General features: G+C 34.2%; 20 protein-coding genes. 16 read left to right on the top strand and 4 right to left on the bottom strand.

Annotation, left to right across the window (positions count from 1 at the left end):
• The first annotated feature begins 80 nt into the window (after window positions 1-80).
• The 5 genes from NSQ92_RS12805 to NSQ92_RS12785 all read left to right on the top strand — a co-directional run bounded on the left by NSQ92_RS12805 (window position 81) and on the right by NSQ92_RS12785 (window position 4625).
• Entirely contained in the window at window positions 81-1133 is a 1053-nt protein-coding gene (locus tag NSQ92_RS12805) for a helix-turn-helix domain-containing protein (protein ID WP_047940338.1), read from the top strand.
• A complete protein-coding gene (locus tag NSQ92_RS12800; protein WP_047940339.1) occupies window positions 1130-2623 on the top strand; it encodes a RecQ family ATP-dependent DNA helicase in 1494 nt (497 codons plus the stop codon). Before NSQ92_RS12805 ends, NSQ92_RS12800 begins: the two co-directional genes overlap by 4 nt.
• A 9-nt stretch (window positions 2624-2632) precedes the next feature.
• Complete coding sequence (locus NSQ92_RS12795; protein WP_047940340.1) at window positions 2633-3217, top strand: CPBP family intramembrane glutamic endopeptidase; 585 nt, start codon at window positions 2633-2635, stop codon at window positions 3215-3217.
• A gap of 76 nt (window positions 3218-3293) precedes the next feature.
• Window positions 3294-4043, top strand: a complete 750-nt coding sequence (locus NSQ92_RS12790; protein ID WP_061798289.1) for a LysM peptidoglycan-binding domain-containing protein — start codon at window positions 3294-3296, stop codon at window positions 4041-4043.
• Window positions 4044-4166: 123 nt separating this feature from the next.
• Window positions 4167-4625, top strand: coding sequence for a DUF2663 family protein (locus tag NSQ92_RS12785; protein ID WP_047940341.1), 459 nt, complete (start codon window positions 4167-4169; stop codon window positions 4623-4625).
• Window positions 4626-4948: 323 nt separating this feature from the next.
• On the opposite strand, the gene NSQ92_RS12780 is transcribed toward NSQ92_RS12785, so the two are convergent.
• The 3 genes from NSQ92_RS12780 to NSQ92_RS12770 are packed head-to-tail and all read right to left on the bottom strand — an operon-like array spanning window position 4949 to window position 6055.
• On the bottom strand, window positions 4949-5518 hold the full coding sequence (locus NSQ92_RS12780; RefSeq protein WP_341152829.1) for a manganese catalase family protein: 570 nt from the start codon (window positions 5516-5518) through the stop codon (window positions 4949-4951).
• Between the two features lie 47 nt (window positions 5519-5565).
• Window positions 5566-5826 (bottom strand): spore coat protein CotJB, encoded by a 261-nt coding sequence (locus NSQ92_RS12775; protein WP_047940343.1) that lies wholly within the window; start codon window positions 5824-5826, stop codon window positions 5566-5568.
• A gap of 7 nt (window positions 5827-5833) precedes the next feature.
• Window positions 5834-6055, bottom strand: coding sequence for a spore coat associated protein CotJA (locus tag NSQ92_RS12770; RefSeq protein ID WP_047940344.1), 222 nt, complete (start codon window positions 6053-6055; stop codon window positions 5834-5836).
• Window positions 6056-6335: 280 nt separating this feature from the next.
• Between NSQ92_RS12770 and NSQ92_RS12765 the strand changes: the two genes are divergently transcribed.
• The 11 genes from NSQ92_RS12765 (at window position 6336) to rpsA (ending at window position 17642) form a co-directional block, all read left to right on the top strand.
• On the top strand, window positions 6336-7124 hold the full coding sequence (locus tag NSQ92_RS12765) for a metallophosphoesterase (RefSeq protein WP_061796526.1): 789 nt from the start codon (window positions 6336-6338) through the stop codon (window positions 7122-7124).
• Window positions 7125-7281: 157 nt separating this feature from the next.
• The gene (locus NSQ92_RS12760) at window positions 7282-7863 is read left to right on the top strand and encodes an adaptor protein MecA (RefSeq protein WP_047940346.1); all 582 of its coding nucleotides are present in this window, start codon (window positions 7282-7284) and stop codon (window positions 7861-7863) included.
• A gap of 588 nt (window positions 7864-8451) precedes the next feature.
• Window positions 8452-9729: a Glu/Leu/Phe/Val family dehydrogenase gene (locus NSQ92_RS12755; protein WP_047940347.1), complete on the top strand. Its 1278-nt coding sequence runs from the start codon at window positions 8452-8454 to the stop codon at window positions 9727-9729.
• A 194-nt stretch (window positions 9730-9923) separates the two neighbouring features.
• Entirely contained in the window at window positions 9924-10892 is a 969-nt protein-coding gene (locus tag NSQ92_RS12750; RefSeq protein WP_341152921.1) for a YpdA family putative bacillithiol disulfide reductase, read from the top strand.
• A 39-nt stretch (window positions 10893-10931) separates the two neighbouring features.
• Window positions 10932-11600: a glutamic-type intramembrane protease PrsW gene (gene prsW / locus NSQ92_RS12745; RefSeq protein WP_047940349.1), complete on the top strand. Its 669-nt coding sequence runs from the start codon at window positions 10932-10934 to the stop codon at window positions 11598-11600.
• 197 nt (window positions 11601-11797) lie between these two features.
• Window positions 11798-12787 (top strand): spore cortex-lytic enzyme, encoded by a 990-nt coding sequence (gene sleB / locus NSQ92_RS12740; RefSeq protein WP_061796524.1) that lies wholly within the window; start codon window positions 11798-11800, stop codon window positions 12785-12787.
• 12 nt (window positions 12788-12799) lie between these two features.
• Window positions 12800-14146, top strand: a complete 1347-nt coding sequence (ypeB, locus tag NSQ92_RS12735) for a germination protein YpeB (protein ID WP_047940350.1) — start codon at window positions 12800-12802, stop codon at window positions 14144-14146.
• A 290-nt stretch (window positions 14147-14436) separates the two neighbouring features.
• Window positions 14437-15108, top strand: coding sequence for a flagellar brake protein (locus NSQ92_RS12730; protein WP_047940351.1), 672 nt, complete (start codon window positions 14437-14439; stop codon window positions 15106-15108).
• A 99-nt stretch (window positions 15109-15207) separates the two neighbouring features.
• The gene (locus NSQ92_RS12725; protein WP_047940352.1) at window positions 15208-15381 is read left to right on the top strand and encodes a DUF5359 family protein; all 174 of its coding nucleotides are present in this window, start codon (window positions 15208-15210) and stop codon (window positions 15379-15381) included.
• Between the two features lie 254 nt (window positions 15382-15635).
• The gene (cmk, locus tag NSQ92_RS12720) at window positions 15636-16313 is read left to right on the top strand and encodes a (d)CMP kinase (RefSeq protein ID WP_095259104.1); all 678 of its coding nucleotides are present in this window, start codon (window positions 15636-15638) and stop codon (window positions 16311-16313) included.
• Window positions 16314-16502: 189 nt separating this feature from the next.
• Entirely contained in the window at window positions 16503-17642 is a 1140-nt protein-coding gene (gene rpsA / locus NSQ92_RS12715) for a 30S ribosomal protein S1 (protein WP_047940354.1), read from the top strand.
• Between the two features lie 46 nt (window positions 17643-17688).
• On the opposite strand, the gene NSQ92_RS12710 is transcribed toward rpsA, so the two are convergent.
• Window positions 17689-17826, bottom strand: a complete 138-nt coding sequence (locus tag NSQ92_RS12710) for a YpzI family protein (protein WP_082138218.1) — start codon at window positions 17824-17826, stop codon at window positions 17689-17691.
• Between the last annotated feature and the right edge of the window lie 39 nt (window positions 17827-17865).

The raw sequence follows: 17865 nt of genomic DNA, 5'->3' as shown, positions 1-17865 counted from the left end.
AAATAAAATTCATGGTAAAATATAAGAAATGTTACAAACAAATTTCAACAAAATTTGTCAAACTGAAGGAAGAGGAAAATATGTCCTTTATTAAAATGATCATTTTAAACTGTCTATATAAAATGAATGGAGAAAGAACTATTTACTCTATTCTTCATATATTAAATGGAAAAAAGTCATCACAAACCATCCAAGATATTCATATCTTTCAGCTGACCTCTTTATTTCAGGCATTCCCTTTATTAACAAGAGAGCAACTGGATCAAATAATTTATACCTTATATAAGGAAGAATGGCTAGAAAAAACAGGAGAAAATCATTATTTAGTTAAAAACGATAGAAAGCTAGAATTAGAAGTATTATTGAAGGATAATCCATTTCCAAAAGATTTAAAAGGCTGGAGATATCATTCATTAACTGGGCCATATTGGCAAAGACTTTCATTATTTGTACAAGTTACTTCTCACTTATCGAAAAAAAGTAATCATTATATGCCGATACAAAGAAACCCTGCAGCACAACTATGGTTGAAGAATACCTTACATACTATGTCGTCTATAGATAGAAGTGAAATGAATCGCTATCTCTATCAGGAAATAGTTGACTGTCTGGAAGAGAGTGAATTAGATCCGCTCATTCTTATTATCCGACTTACCGGAAGTGATAGAATAGGTCTAACTTCAGAGCAAGCAGCAATAGAATTGGAACTAGATCCATACTATTATCAGCTATCTTTCCTTGCTATTCTTCATTACATGATAGAGAAAATTCTATCTAATAAGGGGGAGTTTCCACTGTTAAGTCAAATGATTAAAGAAAGTAAGAAACCATTTACCCTGACAGAGTCAACGGCTAAAACATTTAATTTAATCCAAAAGGGGTTAAGTATCGAGCAAATTGTTCGTGTGAGAAATTTAAAACAAAGCACAATTGAAGATCATATTATTGAAATACTATTGAATGTGCCTAACTTTCCTATAGATAATTTAGTGAGCAGCGAGAATATATCAAAAATCAAAGCATGTATGGAAAAATCGCCTTCTAAATCTTTAAAGGTGATAAAGCAGCAGTTAGCAGATGTTTCTTACTTTGAGATACGTGCAGTGATGGCAGGATACGGTGATTTTTCATGAATTTAGAAGCAATCTTAAAAAACTACTATCAGTTAAGTGCCTTTCGAGGTGGGCAAAAAGAAACGATAGAATCCATTCTTAACAAGAGGCACACATTAGCGATGCTGCCAACGGGGACAGGAAAGTCTCTATGTTATCAATTAGCTGGCAGGCTTATGGAGGGAACAGTAATTATTATTTCTCCTCTCTTGTCACTAATGCAGGATCAAGTGGAGCAAATGAAAATGAAAGGGGAAAAAAGAGTCGTTGCTTTAAATTCCTTTTTGAACCCAGCAGAAAAGAATAAAGTATTACGGCAAATTCAGCAATATAAGTATATCTTTATATCCCCAGAAATGATTTCATTGCCACATATCATAGATCAGCTGCAAAAAATGAAAATTAGTCTATTCGTTATAGATGAAGCACATTGTATTTCCCAGTGGGGATACGATTTTCGACCGGATTATCAAAAATTAGGGGAGATTCGACAAAAAATAAATAATCCCTTAACATTAGCTCTAACAGCAACCGCAACAGAAGCGGTTCGTGAGGATATCATAAAGTCTTTACATTTAGAAATGGTTGAAGAAATCATTTATTCTGTCGATCGAGCAAATATTGCTATAAATCTAGAGGAAGTCTCACACGTTCAAGGAAAAATGGATAAGCTTTTAGAATATATTCAAAGGCTTGATGGACAAGGCATTGTGTATTTCTCTAGCAAAAAGCTAGCTGAACAAACAGTAGCGTTTTTGAAAGAAAAATCTTCCAAACGAATAATGGCATACCATGGCGGCATGACGCAAGAAGATCGTATTCTTGTTCAACAGCAATTCCTAGCAGGACAATTAGATGTTATATGTGCAACAAGTGCCTTTGGAATGGGAATAAATAAAGAGGATATTCGCTTTATTATTCACTATCACCTGCCCACACAATTAGAATCCTATCTTCAGGAAATAGGCAGAGCTGGTAGAGATGGCAAACCGAGTGTATCCATCATCTTGTATACTCCAGGAGATGAGTGGATTGCTTATCAGTTGATTGAATCGGAATTGGCGGACGAATTACAAATTAATAAATGGAAAGCACGCTTAAAAAATTTCCCTTCATTTGAAGCATGGCAGAAAAAAGAAGGCTATCAATTAGAAATGCTCTTTACCGAGACCCAATGGCGCGTGTTGGAGTCTTATATTGAACCGAATAATAAAACGGTCTCCGAGCTATTGCATTCTCTAGATTTATATAACAATTTTAGAGAAAATCGGGTAAATGAAAAAAGACGAAAAGTGCAAGATCTAATGGAATGGCTACATTCTATATCTTGCCGGAGAAGGTATATATTAGAGTATTTCGGAGAAAAGTACGAAAGCAAAGAAAATGAAAATTGCTGTGATAGATGCGGAATAGATTTATCTAATTTCTTTCATAAAAAAAGCATGGAGGATGACGAGGTACTAGTGGATTGGAAAAATCAGCTGGCATTTATTTTAAATATAGTAAAGTAGGATATATAAATGAATAAAGCAAAATATACGGCCATAATTAATCAATTGTCAGACCGAGACTTAATAAAAAATGTATATATAACACAGTTTCTTCTCCTTATCATCACTTTCATACTGTATATTTTTGTTTTTCAATCGAACCCTCCATTAACAACAGTATTTAAGTATGAACAGACAGATTTTATCATTGGTTTGATAGCAGGATTAGCAATAACAGGAATAGATATTTTCTTGATGATACGATTTTCTAAACATTACCACGATGATGGTGGTGTGAATAAGCGAGTCTTTGAAAATAGGAATCCTTTTCATATTGCATTCATCGCATTAATGGTAGCATTTTGCGAAGAAATACTATTTAGAGGAGTAATCCAAACGAATTTAGGGCTGCTGCTAAGCTGTCTCCTTTTTGCTATGATGCATTACCGCTATTTATTTAATCCTTTTTTATTTATGAATGTCATTTTGGTAAGTTTCGTTATCGGTGTCTTATTTGAAGTAACAGAAAATCTCTGGGTGACAGTGATTATGCATTTTCTTATTGATTTCTTACTCGGTTGTATTATTCGGTTCAAGTTATTTCAAACGAGTTGAGTACATCAAGGGGAATGTCATGGAATAACCGCTCCTTTGTTAGGGGATTTTGGGGAATTGTAAGGATGGGATGTTTATGAAGAAAGAGGATCCATATAGAGTTCAGGCACAATTACAAAAACAAAGATTAAAGAAAGTGACAAGTGAAGAAGAAGTACCAGTAACAGAGGAAAGACAAGACTCTTCCCTCCCATCAAGAAGTACTGTTCACAAGAATAAGAAGAAAAAATTAAAGATACCAATTATTAGCTTGTTAGCATTTTTATTTATTTTATTACCAGTAGCTGTATTATTAGTATTAAATGGGAAAGATATTTCCAATCTTTTATCAACCGAGAATACTTCAGGAGTATTTGAAAATGTAAATATTCAAAAAGGGTACTCACCTAATAATAAAACAACACCTGACGATAGTGACAATAATCAAGATGAACTCGTAATTGTAAGTAATTCAACAGTGAAAAAAGAAGAAGAAATTCCTGAAGATAATTTGAAAGAAAAAGCTGAAGAAAAGGCTGAAGAAAAAGAAAAGGAAGCAGAGAAACAAAAAGAACAAAAAGAACAAAAAGAACAAAAGCAACGTTCAGAGAAAAAGATAGATAAGGAGCAGAAGCAGAAGCAAAAAGAAAAAGAAGAGAATTCTAGTCAAACAAATCCTAATGAAAAAATTGTGTACCATACAGTAGCAAAGGGTGAAAATTTATATCGAATAGCTTTAAAATATTATCCAAATGGAGATGGTATGGGGAAAATTAAAGCAGCCAATAATATGACAACAGATCAGGTGCAATTAGGGCAAACGCTGAAAATTATCATTGAACCATAATAACTTATTCTAACTTGTCCTTCCTCCACATATAGTTAAGTAAAGATGTTGAAATTGTTGTTTATACATTACAACGCTATTGGTAAATCAGACTTAATGTGCTATATAAAGGAGGAAGTGACTTTGGAACGATCAATCTTCCCTGAAAGGTATGATTTGGATGGTACGACGAAAAAGGTTCTCATAAAAATCATTGAGAAAAAGAAAAAATATGATAAATTAAAAAATCGACATTTGCTTATTATGTGGTTTACTATCTTTGCCTCATTCTGTTATTTTATTTGGTTATATAAACACATAGCTATACCATATTCACATTCATTTGCAGTCATGTTTTCCGTATATGTAAAAGAGAGTGAAAATTTATATCTCTTATTTCTATTGATTGGTGCATTTGGGTATATGAATGTGTTGAGACAAAAAAGAGATAAAGCGGAAAAGGAATACCATGACTTACGCTGTGAATTTATTGACAAAAGCAAAGATTTATTCGGAAATAGTGAGACTTGGAACGTTCGGCATGAAATATATAATACAATCAAAGATTCATATGATATCAATTTATTCCATCAAGCAAAGTGACAATTAGTTAGGTGGAAGATTACATATCCTGTTACTTATTTAAATATCTGCTTTATATCTATAAGTAGTTAGGGTAAAAACAAAGCAGACTAAAATACACGTAGACTCGTATGGGAGCTTGCAAGAAAGTCACCCGCAGAAACGCAGAGATGAGGAGAATAGGTTCTCAGCCCATGCAGAGAGAAGGGTATTCAGTCTGCGAGTGATTATCGGAAAAGCTGAAACAATCATACGTAATATGGTTAGCATTTCTATATTAAGGTTGCGATTTCTCTTTGGATGGAAAACTTGGAACTCTGCACTGTATTTATATAAAGCGAATACTAAAATATCTTTCGTTGGGCACGATTTTCTTTGATAATTTCTACTGCTTCTCTAAATCGTTGCGAGTGGACGATTTCTCTTTCTCTTAGAAAACGAAGGCTATCATTTAAATCTGGGTCATCACTCATATTAATAATCCATTGATAAGTAGCTCTTGCCTTTTCTTCCGCTGCTATATCTTCATACAGATCTGCGATTGGATCTCCTTTAGCTTGTATGTATGTTGCCGTCCAAGGATTTCCAGCAGCATCATGGTAGAATAAGGCGTGGTCGTGATTGACATAATGGTCACCAAGTCCAGCAGCTTTTAGCTGATCTGGAGTGGCATCTTTTGTCAGTTTATAGATCATAGTCGCGATCATTTCTAAATGAGCAAATTCTTCTGTTCCTATATCTGTTAATAACCCAATAACCCGATCAGGTATGGAATACCGCTGATTTAAGTATCTTAATGCTGCTGCTAGTTCTCCGTCTGCTCCTCCATATTGCTCAATTAAAAATCTAGCAAGCATAGGATTACAAGTACTTACTTTAACGGGATACTGTAATTTTTTCTCGTATATCCACATATCTTTTCATTCTCCTTTATCCCAAAATTATTTAGAAACATATCTTCTTATACTTGCCAAGGCCAAGGAGCAGCATCCCAATCCCATGGGGAACCAGATGGGCTATTTCCAAATTGTAATAAGGGCCCAAAATTATTTTCATATATTTTTTTGAATTTTTCTCTTTCTTTTACATAATGGTTAAATTGATTTATGGCATCTTGATCATAATGATGAGTATCTAAATATAAAGTAAGTTCAACTAATACAAAGTCTACAGCTTGAAGCTGCTCTAATAATTGATAATATTCTGGTGGCAACTGCTTCATTGTCTTTTCACTCCCTTTTCGTTTTTTCATATGGACTGAAATATGGGTCATAGAATGCTTTCCATAATGTTCCTGCTTTTAATGCTTCCATTGGACTAAATTGGGGCAGATTTGGTGGCTGAAAACCTAAAAATAAATTAGGCGGTGTGGAAAAAACTTTTGTTTTTATGGGTGGGCAAGGATCAAATGGACTGATATAAGGCTGATATTCTCTGTAAAATGAAGACATAGATTTCCCTCCTTTTTTTAATTTACTTTACATCTTATGTTGAAAGATTTAGTTACATGCTTGCTTTTAATAAAGTAGCAAATTCGTTTTGGTTTAAGTATGAATAGCTGAAGGGAAGGAAAAAGAGAAGCAGAAATTCTTGAGTAAATTACTTATCATTAGGAGCTATATAGATGGGGAGTGAATAGAGAAAAATTTTCTTAAAAATGGTATTAAGTGTAAGAGGTGTATTAAAATATAAACATCATCCTTTGTAAGATGGGGAAGTTAGGGGGACTTTATGATATATGTACTAGTTGGATTTGTTTTACTTGTTTTGGCAGGGATTGCTTTAATTTTACATATGAGAAAAATTGCAAATGAAAATCATGTTAAATATGAGATGTTTTATTTTCCAAATTTCCCTGCTTCCTTCCGTGAAATCACCCTTTTCTTTATTTCAGATATCCATAGAAGATCAATTGATGATTCCGTTATTAATGAGGCGGTGGATGTAGCTGAGATAGTCATTATAGGCGGAGATCTTTTAGAGAAGGGAGTTAAGTTAGAGAAGACACGCGAAAATTTGCGGAAGTTAAAAAAAATCGGTCCTGTTTATTTTGTCTGGGGAAATAATGACTACGAGATAGACCGAGATGTTTTGGAGACTTTATTACTAGATGAAGATATTATTTTATTGAATAATAAAGCAATAACTTTTCAATCTGCAGATGGGGAAAGCTGGTCCTTGCTCGGTATTGAAGATTATTCATTAGAATATGATGATTTAGAAAAAGCGTTAGAGCAAGTGGGGAATAGTGATTTTAAAATATTAGTCAGTCACAATCCGAAAATAGTGGAAAAGATGGAAGAGAAGGAACAGATTTCCTTAGTGTTAAGTGGTCATACCCATGGTGGCCAAATTCGAATTTTGGGATTTGGTCCATACGAATTAGGAGGAACGAAAGTGGTTGGAAATACTACTATATTTGTCAGTAATGGATATGGCACGACAAGTATTCCATTAAGGCTCGGCGCACATCCAGAAACTCATATTATCAAGATTCAACATAAACAAATGGACAATTAAATTTAAAGCATTATTACGATTTGACCAATATTTCTTTTTTGAATCGGTTGGCTCTTATATATATCATCCTCCACTTTGTAATATTACTCACCGATTCCTGCTTTCATTCATAAACTAAATTAAGAGTTTTTTCAAGGAGCAGGCAGGAGGCGTAGTCATGCGTTTGGAGAGATTGAATAGTAACAGAATTAAAATCCATCTGACCACAGATGATTTGTATGAACGTGGATTGACCAAGGAAGATATATGGAAAGACTCGATAAAGTGGCAGTATTTTTTTCATGAAATGTTAGAAGAAGCAAATGACATATTTGATATGGAGATACACGGATCGGTAGCTGTTGAGATATTTTCCATGAAAGCCCAAGGAATGGTAATGATCTTAACAATAACTGAAACTGAATTGGATACGGAAGAATTATTATCAGAGGGCTTTTTAGAGATGCAAGTAACGGTAGAAGAAACAGTGGATATATTATATGAGTTTACAGATATAGAATATGTAATAGATGCGGTAAAACAGTTAGAGCAAAACAATTTTAAGGGTGGTTCTTTATATAATTTAAATGAAAGGTATTATTTATGCTTTGTCGATATTTCTTCATTTAAAGAAGAACAAATTATTGCTATTCTAAGTGAATTTGGAGAAGCGAGTTTAAAGAGTATATATATAATTGAAGAATATGGGAATGTCATCAAAAAAGATAATGCTATTGAAACATTAGTGCATTTTTTTTAACCAGCTATTTTTAAGATAGAACAATTCCAATTTTTGAAGTTAATCTCAGATAACGGGGATATAGGAACTTCGACGGAGTTTGGAATTATCTATCTTTTTTTGTGTGTTTAAAGGGGATTTTGTACATAAAAATTTCTAAGTTGATGATTGGTAAAACTTGTTGAAAGTGTTAAAATGAAATGGGGAAGATACATAATAGTATTTTACCACTAAATTTTTGTTTAGCCTCAGGGAAAAGCTGTATGGGAAAGTGTAGAAGAAAAGGAAATAATGATAATTAAATGAGGGTGAGGTAGGACAAAGAATCGTTTAATTGAATATACTGATACTAGCAATGAGGAAAAAACAGTTTATCACAGTAAAAAAAGAATATATTATGGAATGAAAGCCTTCTGAAGGAAGGGATTCGTTTAAATCTAAATAAGTAAATAAATGATCTTGCATAATGTAAGTAAAAGTGTATACTATGCTTTGAATTAGCAACTAATTTTGTATTTATGTTTTGCATTCTATTGAAGCTAAATAATTATTCTTATAAAGAAGAACTGCAGTGGATAACTACAAGTAGTTTTTTAGGAGGATTTATTAATGGTAGCCAACAAATCTAATGAGAAGAATCATGTAGAAGAGCAACACGATGTTTTGAAATCAACACAAACAGTAATTCATAAAGCTTTGAATAAACTTGGATATTCAGATGAAGTTTATGAATTATTAAAAGAGCCGATTCGAATGATGACAGTCAAAATACCAGTGCGAATGGATGATGGGACTGTAAAAATCTTCACAGGCTACCGCGCTCAACATAATGATGCCGTGGGACCAACAAAAGGGGGAATTCGTTTTCATCCTAATGTTACGGAAACAGAAGTGAAAGCACTCTCTATTTGGATGAGTTTAAAATGTGGAATCGTTGATCTTCCTTATGGTGGCGGAAAAGGAGGCATTATCTGTGATCCACGTGATATGTCTTTTCGTGAATTGGAAAGATTAAGCCGGGGCTATGTACGAGCAATCAGCCAAATTGTTGGACCAACTAAAGATATTCCAGCTCCAGATGTTTTTACAAATTCACAGATTATGGCATGGATGATGGACGAGTATAGCCGAATTGATGAATTTAACTCCCCTGGATTTATCACAGGCAAACCACTTGTATTAGGTGGTTCACAAGGAAGAGAAACTGCTACGGCTAAAGGTGTTACTATCTGTATACGCGAAGCAGCAAAAAGAAGAGGCATAGAGATAGAAGGAGCACGTGTCGTCGTCCAAGGTTTTGGGAATGCGGGCAGCTTTTTGGCTAAATTTATGCATGATGCTGGAGCGAAGGTCATTGGTATTTCGGATGCGTATGGTGCTTTACATGATCCAGAAGGATTAGATATTGACTACTTACTAGATAGACGAGATAGTTTTGGCACTGTTACAAACTTATTTAATAATACCATCTCAAATAAAGAACTATTGGAGTTGGAGTGCGATATTTTAGTGCCTGCTGCGATAGAAAATCAAATCACAGAACATAATGCAGATAATATTAAAGCAAGTATTGTGGTGGAAGCAGCGAACGGACCAACTACATTAGAAGCTACTCGCATTTTAACAGAAAGAGGAATTTTATTAGTTCCGGATGTTTTAGCTTCAGCTGGAGGAGTAACTGTTTCTTATTTTGAGTGGGTACAAAATAATCAAGGGTATTATTGGACAGAGGAAGAAGTGGAAGAAAGACTGGAAAAAGTAATGAGTAAGTCCTTTAAAAACATCTATGATACTGCCGAAATACGTCGAGTTGATATGAGGTTGGCAGCATATATGGTGGGGGTTAGAAAAATGGCGGAAGCATCTAGATTCCGCGGTTGGATATAAATTTGATTAAATCTATTGCTGATTTTACAAAAATCTCCTATCCTTATAGGTAGGGGATTTTTTATATTGGACCTTTTTAGAGGTACGCCTTTTCTGTTATGAATCATCTATTAGCTAAAATAAATGCATAATAGAAAAGAAAGGATTTTGTTAGAAGAGGCTAACCTTTTTGTAAAATGTTAGGAGTGACTATGTTGAAACGAGAAGAAGCAATTATCATTGGTGCTGGTCCCTGTGGTTTAGCAGCAGGGATCGCCTTAAAGGCAATAAATATAAATCCGTTAATCATTGAAAAAGGGAATGTTGTAAATGCCATACATGGTTATCCAACTCATCAAACCTTTTTCAGTACAAGTGAAAAACTGGAGATTGGGGATGTCGCCTTTTTAACAGAACAATATAAGCCCAATCGGAATCAAGCATTAGTTTATTATCGCGAAGTGGTAAAAAGAAAAGATCTTCGTATCCATGCGTATGAAGAAGTATTAGACGTCAATAGAACAGAGGGACAGGAGTTTCTTGTAAAAACAAAAAAAGAGGAGTATATCACTCCTTACGTTATTGTTGCTACTGGTTATTACGATAATCCCAATTATATGAACGTTCCAGGCGAAGACATGGATAAAGTAATGCATTATTTTAAAGAGGCACACCCTTATTTCAATCATGATGTAGCGGTAATTGGCGGGAAAAATTCAAGTGTGGATGCTGCGATTGAGCTAGTCAAAGCTGGTGCAAGGGTAACCGTTTTGTATAGAGGGAACGAATATTCCACTAGTATCAAACCGTGGATTTTACCTGAATTCGAGTCTTTAGTCCGCAAAGGAATAATTAAAATGGAATTTCAGGCAAATGTTGTCGAAATAAAAGAGGGATCTCTTCTGTATGAAGTAAATGGAAATCTTCATGAAATAAAAAATGACTTTGTTTTTGCAATGACCGGATATCATCCTGATCATGCATTTTTGAAAAAAATGGGGATAGAAATTGAGAAAGAAACAGGAAGACCTGTATTTGATTCGGAAACCATGGAAACAAATGTGGAAGGAATATTTATTGCTGGGGTAATTGCTGCTGGAAATAATGCGAATGAAATCTTTATTGAAAATGGTAGATTTCATGGTGTGCAGATCGCAAAAGCCATACAAGAAAAAAATAAATGAGACCGTGCAACTCTTATATAAGGGAAAAGGGGAAATAAAATGTTGGCGATTTTTTCAGCCGGAATTGCACCAGGTTTAGCATTATTAAGCTATTTTTATTTAAAAGACCAATACGGTTCCGAGCCAATATCACTTGTCATGCGGTCTTTTATTACAGGGGCACTTCTTGTGTTTCCCATAATGTTTATCCAATATGTTTTTCAAGCAGAGCATGTCATTCCAGAGGGAATTTGGAGTTCCTTGCTTACTACGAGCTTACTGGAAGAATTTTTTAAATGGTTTATTGTTTTTTATACAGCGGTGAAGCATGCCGATTTCGATGAGCCTTATGACGGGATAGTCTATGGGGTTGCCGTGTCCTTAGGATTTGCTACTATGGAAAATATTTTGTATTTAGTGGCAAATGGACTGGAGTATGCAATCGGGAGAGCCTTGCTTCCTGTATCCAGTCATGCCCTTTTTGGGGTTATTATGGGTTATTATTTTGGAAAAGGTAAATTTATTGTGCCTAGAGGGAAATGGCTTGTCTATTCCTTGCTTGTTCCTTTTCTGCTTCACGCTATATACGATTATATTGTATCTCTAGAGAAAAATTGGCTGATCTTCATCACTCCTTTTATGTTTTATTTATGGTGGTTAGGCCTTAGAAAGGTGAAAAGTGCTAGAGAATTAAGCAGCGGACATATTCGAAGAATGACAGGGACATAATAGGAATAAGGTAAAGGGAATATTTACCACAATGAAAGGGGAATGGTTAAAATCCTCTTTGGAATAAGTATTTGAAGTATCTAGTATGTAAAAAAGTAGAGTGAAGTCATTCACTCTACTTTTTTTTTGTATAAAAATCCAATTGCTACAAAAAATACAGTTAATGTTAATAGTAATTAGTTATGGGGGTAATAAGCATGAATAAAAAGTTTTTACTCACAAAAATATCAATCATCCTTTTTGTTATGTCAGGACTACTAGTATTTCCTTATGCTGAACAAAAAGTACATGCTTTTTCCAATCAGGTTATTCAGCATGGAGCGGTAGGAGATGATGTTATTGAATTGCAATCAAGACTTCAATATGTAGGATATTATAATGGGAAGATTGATGGGGTATTTGGTTGGCAAACCTATTGGGCGTTAAGAAATTTTCAATATGAATATGGTTTGCCGATAGATGGATTAGCCGGTACGAAAACGAAGAATAAGTTAGCAAGTGCAACGAAATACAATGAGCAATTTGTCAAGGAACAGATAAATCGCGGGAAAAAGTTCTCCCATTATGGAGGAGTAGATTTAGAAAAGCAAAAAATGCCTTCTTCGAACAAAAACACTGCAAAAAAGCAAAACGAAACAGTACAAAAGAAAACAAATAATAACAGTCAAACAGCTAAACAAAATAATGCATCTAGCAACAACGATACAACTAATAAAAGTAGTAATCAAGGTACTACTAACAACAATAATGCGCCAAAGAATACTGCTAATACAAATGGCGGAGAAAATACAACTGGAAAAAAACCTACTGCAGCAAATGTTCCAAATGGTTTTTCGCAAAATGATATTCAAATAATGGCGAATGCTGTATATGGTGAAGCAAGAGGGGAGCCATATGTAGGACAAGTGGCTGTTGCAGCAGTAATTTTAAACAGAGTTAATAGTGCATCATTTCCCAATACTGTATCAGGGGTAATCTTTGAGCCGCGTGCATTTACAGCAGTTGCTGACGGACAGATATGGTTAACGCCTAATGAACAAGCAAAAGAGGCAGTTTTAGATGCAATAAATGGGTGGGATCCTACAGGACATGCGTTATATTACTTTAATCCAGATACAGCAACAAGTGGATGGATCTGGGGTCGACCACAAATTAAACAAATAGGTAAGCATATATTCTGTAAATAGTGGGGTGAGACAATGTTAAGAGGAATATTAATAGGAGTATTAACACTCGGAGTCGCAGGGGTGGCCTTTTGGGGCTATCAGGAACATAAAGAGAAAAATGCTGTATTATTAAACGCAGAGAATAACTACCAGAGAGCTTTTCATGATTTAACCTATCAAGTAGATTTGCTTCATGATCAAATTGGGACAACTTTAGCAATGAATTCACAACAATCTCTGTCTCCTGCATTGGCAGAAGTATGGCGAATTACTTCGGAAGCCCATTCCGATGTAGGTCAACTACCATTGACATTACTACCATTTAATAAAACAGAAGAGTTTCTAGCGAAAATCGGTGATTTTAGTTATCGGACAGCGGTAAGAGATTTAAATAAAGAACCTTTATCGGAAGAGGAATCAAAAACATTAACAAAGCTGTATAAAGATGCAGCAGACATTCAAGATGAATTACGAAACGTGCAGCACTTAGTACTGGAAAAAAATCTTCGCTGGATGGATGTTGAGATGGCATTAGCTACCGATAAACAATTAGATAATACCATTATTGACGGTTTAAAAACGGTTGAAGATAAAGTAGAAGGTTATCAGGAAACGAGCTTTGGTGTGACAAATGTAAACATGGAAAAGAAAGATGAAAACTTTAAAAATTTAAAAGGGAAGATAATTACAGAAAAAGAAGCAAAGGAAATCGCAAAAGAATTTGCAGATTTTAAAAATCCTGTTGATGTAAAAGTCACAGAAAGTGGCAAAGGATCAAACTACGGTTTTTATAGTGTTTCTCTTAAAGAAAAGGGAACAAATGTAGAAGCTAGTATGGATATCACGAAAAAAGGAGGATATCCAATATGGTCAATTGTCTCACGAGAAGTCAAGAAAGATAAAATAAGTCTAAATGAAGCAAGTAATCAAGCAGTTAAATTTTTAAAAGAACATAAATTTAAAAATCTAGCGTTATTCGAAAGTATGCAGTATGAGAATATTGGTGTGTTTAATTTTGTCACCGAAATAGATGGGGTGAAAATTTACCCAGATAGTGTCAAAATGAAAGTTGCTTTGGATAATGGAAATATCATTGGTTTTGCAGCAGAGGATTATTTAATAGCAAATAAAGAAAGAGAAATAAAAGATCCGGTTATTTCCAAACAAGATGCACGCAAGAAAATTAATAAACAAGTAAAAATAATGGATGATGGATTGGCAATCATCTTAAATGACTTGAATAAAGAAGTATTATGTTATGAATTTATCGGGACATTAGGTGAGGACACTTATCGAATTTATATAAATGCCGATAATGGAGTGGAAGAGAAGGTAGAGAAGTTAAAAAATGCTGAACCTGTATATGAAGAAGTTGTGTAATTAGAAAGTCGCTGTCAACAAACTTTTATAAAAGGATGTTGACAGCTTTTTTAATTATTAGTAAATAAAAGCGGAATGATTGAAGTGATAAGGGAAGGGACGGTATTGCCAAATATAAAACGTTCATGTAATAATGATACATAAAAGTAGGTATTTTGATATAATTTACCAAATTAATTATTAGGACTTTAAGTCTAGGAAGGTAATTTTCTAAACGATTTATATATGGAAAAATTAGGTTGTCTAGCATTAAGATATTTATATAATTAAGAAGGAAAGTGTGAGATAAAGTGATTTCAATTGGAGATACGTTAGTAATTGAACCGATTCATGGCGAAACAAAAGTAGAACAGTATAAAAGTCGTATTTTAGGAGTCGAGGAGAAATCAATCAGTATTGAATATCCAATTCACCTTGAAACAAATAAGCTTGTTTTTCTAATGAATGGAGCTCAGTTAAGGATTAACTTTGTAACAAACGAAGGTATCGCTTATTTATTTCATTCAGAAGTTATCGGTAGGAAAAAAGAGAATAATGTTCCACTGTTAATCCTTTCGCTTCCTTCTGATGATCAAATGATTAAGATTCAGCGACGACAATTTGTAAGAATTGAAACAAGTGTTGATATGGCTATCCATCCTTTCAAGAAAGAGAATACTGTCGAACCATTTACAACTGTTTCGTTGGATTTTAGTGCAGGCGGGGCTGCAGTAATAGTTCCTAAACATATAAATCTGCAGCAAAATAGTAAAATTAAAGTTTCGGTAGTCTTACCTTTACAAAATGGTGAGTATAATTATTTACATTTATCTGCGGAAATAAAAAAAATCTTCGAATACAACGAACAGAACTATAAAATGGCTATTGAATTTTTGGACGTCGATCCAGTTGATCGTCAGTCGATGCTGAGATTCAGCTTTGACCGTCAACTTTCGCTAAAAAAGAAAGGGCTTGAAATTTGAATAAAGGCATGCATTTACTCCGATACTATTCCTATAATCTAAATTTTAAATGACTCTAGCTTTTGTGTATAAGAAAAGTAGGAAAAGGAGTTGCATGGAGTGAAAACGGTTGAAAGAATTTTAATAAAGATTATTGGTCTTCAAATTGCCTTTTTTATTATAGGCCAAATGCTTCATACTTGGGACTTTATACCGGAAATAAGAACAATCACTCAATATGAGGGTGTAATGGATTCTAATTTTGTCTCCTTTCTTGAGACCTTTGGAAGATAAGGATGATTTTTCTTAAACTTCCTATCCAAAGAGATAGATAAAAGAAAAGGATTTAATGATAAAAAGTCGAAAGAATATGTTAAAATAAAAGAAAGTGAAGCCATAAAAGCAAAACTTGCTCTCCCTATTATAATAATGTTCTCTTTTATGAATAGGACTAGCTAAGGTTTCCGATTCCTTTTAGAGGAGAAATAGAATAGGAGAATTTTTAATAAGTTAATTGGTATTTTTGAGCCAGTAGTTCAGGAGGATTTATGGAAAAGAAAATTAGCATTGCAATTGATGGACCTGCAGCAGCAGGGAAAAGTACTGTTGCAAAGATTGTTGCGGAACAATTAGGATACATTTATATTGACACAGGTGCTATGTATAGAGCATTAACCTTTAAAGCAATTAATCATCATTTAAATTTAGAAGATGAAAAAAGTTTAATAAATATGTTAAATGAAACAGTTATTGAGCTTTTCCCAGGGGAACATGGACAGCTAATCTTTTTAGATAACCATGATGTCACAAAGGAAATTCGTTCAAGTGAAGTAACTAACTCTGTTTCCATTGTTTCTAAACATAAGCTTGTAAGGGAAGAAATGGTAAGAAGACAACAAATGTTTGCTGTAAACGGTGGGGTGGTAATGGATGGTAGAGATATTGGTACCCATGTTATTCCAACCGCTGAAGTAAAGGTCTTCCTTTTAGCTTCTGTTGATGAAAGAGCAATTAGAAGACATAAAGAGAATGTGTCAAAAGGATACCAATCAGATTTAGAACAATTAAAACAAGAAATTGCTGCAAGAGATAAATTAGACTCAGAACGTGAAATTGCACCATTGAAGAAGGCGGACGATGCAATTGAGTTGGATACTACTTCCTTATCCATAAATGAGGTAGTCGAAAAAATCATGGGGTTAACTAGAGAAAAAATAAGCAATTAATGAAAACGAAAGCAAAAATCACTTAATCTTTCAAACTAGTCTAGTGTTTCTTACTTGACAAAAAAAGAAGTTTGTAAGAACTTTAAAGAGAAGGTTTCTTATAAATCGTAAGGATGATTAATTTATTTTCGGTTGCCTGAACATTTTTCTAGAATGTTCAGGCACTATAGAGTTGAAGGAGGAGTACATATGTCTGAGGAATTAAATGATGTAGTTGTAAATAATTATACTGTCGGAGACGTAGTAAGTGGTCAGATTACGAAAGTGGAAGAGAAACAGGTAATTGTTGCAATCAGCGACAGTAAACTCGATGGGATTATACCAATAAGTGAATTATCTAGCCTGCACATTGAAAAAGCGAGTGACGTAGTATCTGAAGGAGACAAACTTGAATTAGAAGTAATTAAAGTGGAAGAAGATGCTCTCGTTTTGTCAAAAAGAAAAGTGGATGCGGAAAAAGCATGGGATCAGCTTGAAGAGAAGTTTAATTCTGGCGAAGTGTTTGAAGCAGAAGTAAAAGACGTGGTAAAAGGCGGACTTGTGGTTGATCTTGGTGTCAGAGGCTTTGTACCTGCCTCCTTAGTAGAAGCTCATTATGTAGAAGATTTTTCTGATTATAAAGGTAAGACCATTTCTTTTAAAATTGTAGAATTGGAAAAAGACAAGAGTCGCCTTATTTTATCCCATCGTGCAGTTGTTGAGGAAGAGAAAAATAAACAAAAACAAAACCTCCTTGACTCAATTGAAGTTGGCGAAACACTAACAGGTACCGTTCAAAGAATTACAGATTTTGGTGCTTTTGTTGATTTAGGCGGTATTGATGGATTAGTTCATATTTCTCAATTATCTCATGATCATATTTCTAGTCCGACAGATGTAGTTCAAGAAGGACAAGAAGTAAAGGTGAAAGTATTAAGTGTTGATCGTAATAATGATCGTATCTCTTTATCTATTAAAGAAACACAGCCAGGACCGTGGGCAGACATTGCAGAGCGCGCTGAAAAAGGTAGCGTACTAGATGGAACTGTAAAACGTATTGTTTCCTATGGAGCTTTTGTTGAAGTGTTCCCAGGGGTTGAAGGTCTTGTTCATATATCTCAAATTGCCCATAAGCATATTGGAACACCTCACGAAGTATTAAAAGAAGGACAGAAAGTCCAAGTAAAGGTTTTAGATGTGAATGAAGAAGAACAACGTCTTTCTTTAAGTATTAAAGAATTAACAGAAAAAGAAATAGACGAAGAAGAAGTGTATGAACTTCCTGAGGAATCAAAAGGTTTCCAATTAGGTGATATGATTGGAGAGCAATTGAAAAAATTAAAAAATTAATGTTATGGAATCAAGAGGTGGCCATTTTGGCCACCTCTTTTGTATTTTACTTATTATCGTTAAGTAATCTTCCTTCTTCTGGACTTTGTAACCGAGTGGATCCATTATAATGAAGTGCTTGATCACGATCAGATTCTACTCTTTTACTATTTTTTAATTTTTTTTCCTGTCTATCTTTACCCATTTACAATGCCTCCTGCTTTTTTATTTCCATTATAAAATG

This window comes from Niallia sp. FSL M8-0099, assembly GCF_038006945.1.
GTDB lineage: Bacteria > Bacillota > Bacilli > Bacillales > Cytobacillaceae > Niallia > Niallia circulans.
Note: the sequence above shows the minus strand (reverse complement) of the source record. Positions and strands in the feature narration are given on the sequence as shown.

Bases quoted from the DNA above. Each gene is read 5' to 3' on its own strand.
- NSQ92_RS12770 (WP_047940344.1), bottom strand. From the start codon at position 6,055: ATGTCTTCATTTTACAGAGAATATCAGCCTTATATCAGTCCATTTGAT.
- NSQ92_RS12780 (WP_341152829.1), bottom strand. From the start codon at position 5,518: ATGTGGATATACGAGAAAAAATTACAGTATCCCGTTAAAGTAAGTACT.
- NSQ92_RS12795 (WP_047940340.1), top strand. From the start codon at position 2,633: ATGAATAAAGCAAAATATACGGCCATAATTAATCAATTGTCAGACCGA.
- NSQ92_RS12800 (WP_047940339.1), top strand. From the start codon at position 1,130: ATGAATTTAGAAGCAATCTTAAAAAACTACTATCAGTTAAGTGCCTTT.
- ypeB (WP_047940350.1), top strand. From the start codon at position 12,800: ATGTTAAGAGGAATATTAATAGGAGTATTAACACTCGGAGTCGCAGGG.
- sleB (WP_061796524.1), top strand. From the start codon at position 11,798: ATGAATAAAAAGTTTTTACTCACAAAAATATCAATCATCCTTTTTGTT.
- NSQ92_RS12790 (WP_061798289.1), top strand. From the start codon at position 3,294: ATGAAGAAAGAGGATCCATATAGAGTTCAGGCACAATTACAAAAACAA.
- NSQ92_RS12765 (WP_061796526.1), top strand. From the start codon at position 6,336: ATGATATATGTACTAGTTGGATTTGTTTTACTTGTTTTGGCAGGGATT.
- cmk (WP_095259104.1), top strand. From the start codon at position 15,636: ATGGAAAAGAAAATTAGCATTGCAATTGATGGACCTGCAGCAGCAGGG.
- NSQ92_RS12710 (WP_082138218.1), bottom strand. From the start codon at position 17,826: ATGGGTAAAGATAGACAGGAAAAAAAATTAAAAAATAGTAAAAGAGTA.
- NSQ92_RS12760 (WP_047940346.1), top strand. From the start codon at position 7,282: ATGCGTTTGGAGAGATTGAATAGTAACAGAATTAAAATCCATCTGACC.
- NSQ92_RS12805 (WP_047940338.1), top strand. From the start codon at position 81: ATGTCCTTTATTAAAATGATCATTTTAAACTGTCTATATAAAATGAAT.
- prsW (WP_047940349.1), top strand. From the start codon at position 10,932: ATGTTGGCGATTTTTTCAGCCGGAATTGCACCAGGTTTAGCATTATTA.
- NSQ92_RS12755 (WP_047940347.1), top strand. From the start codon at position 8,452: ATGGTAGCCAACAAATCTAATGAGAAGAATCATGTAGAAGAGCAACAC.
- rpsA (WP_047940354.1), top strand. From the start codon at position 16,503: ATGTCTGAGGAATTAAATGATGTAGTTGTAAATAATTATACTGTCGGA.
- NSQ92_RS12775 (WP_047940343.1), bottom strand. From the start codon at position 5,826: ATGAAGCAGTTGCCACCAGAATATTATCAATTATTAGAGCAGCTTCAA.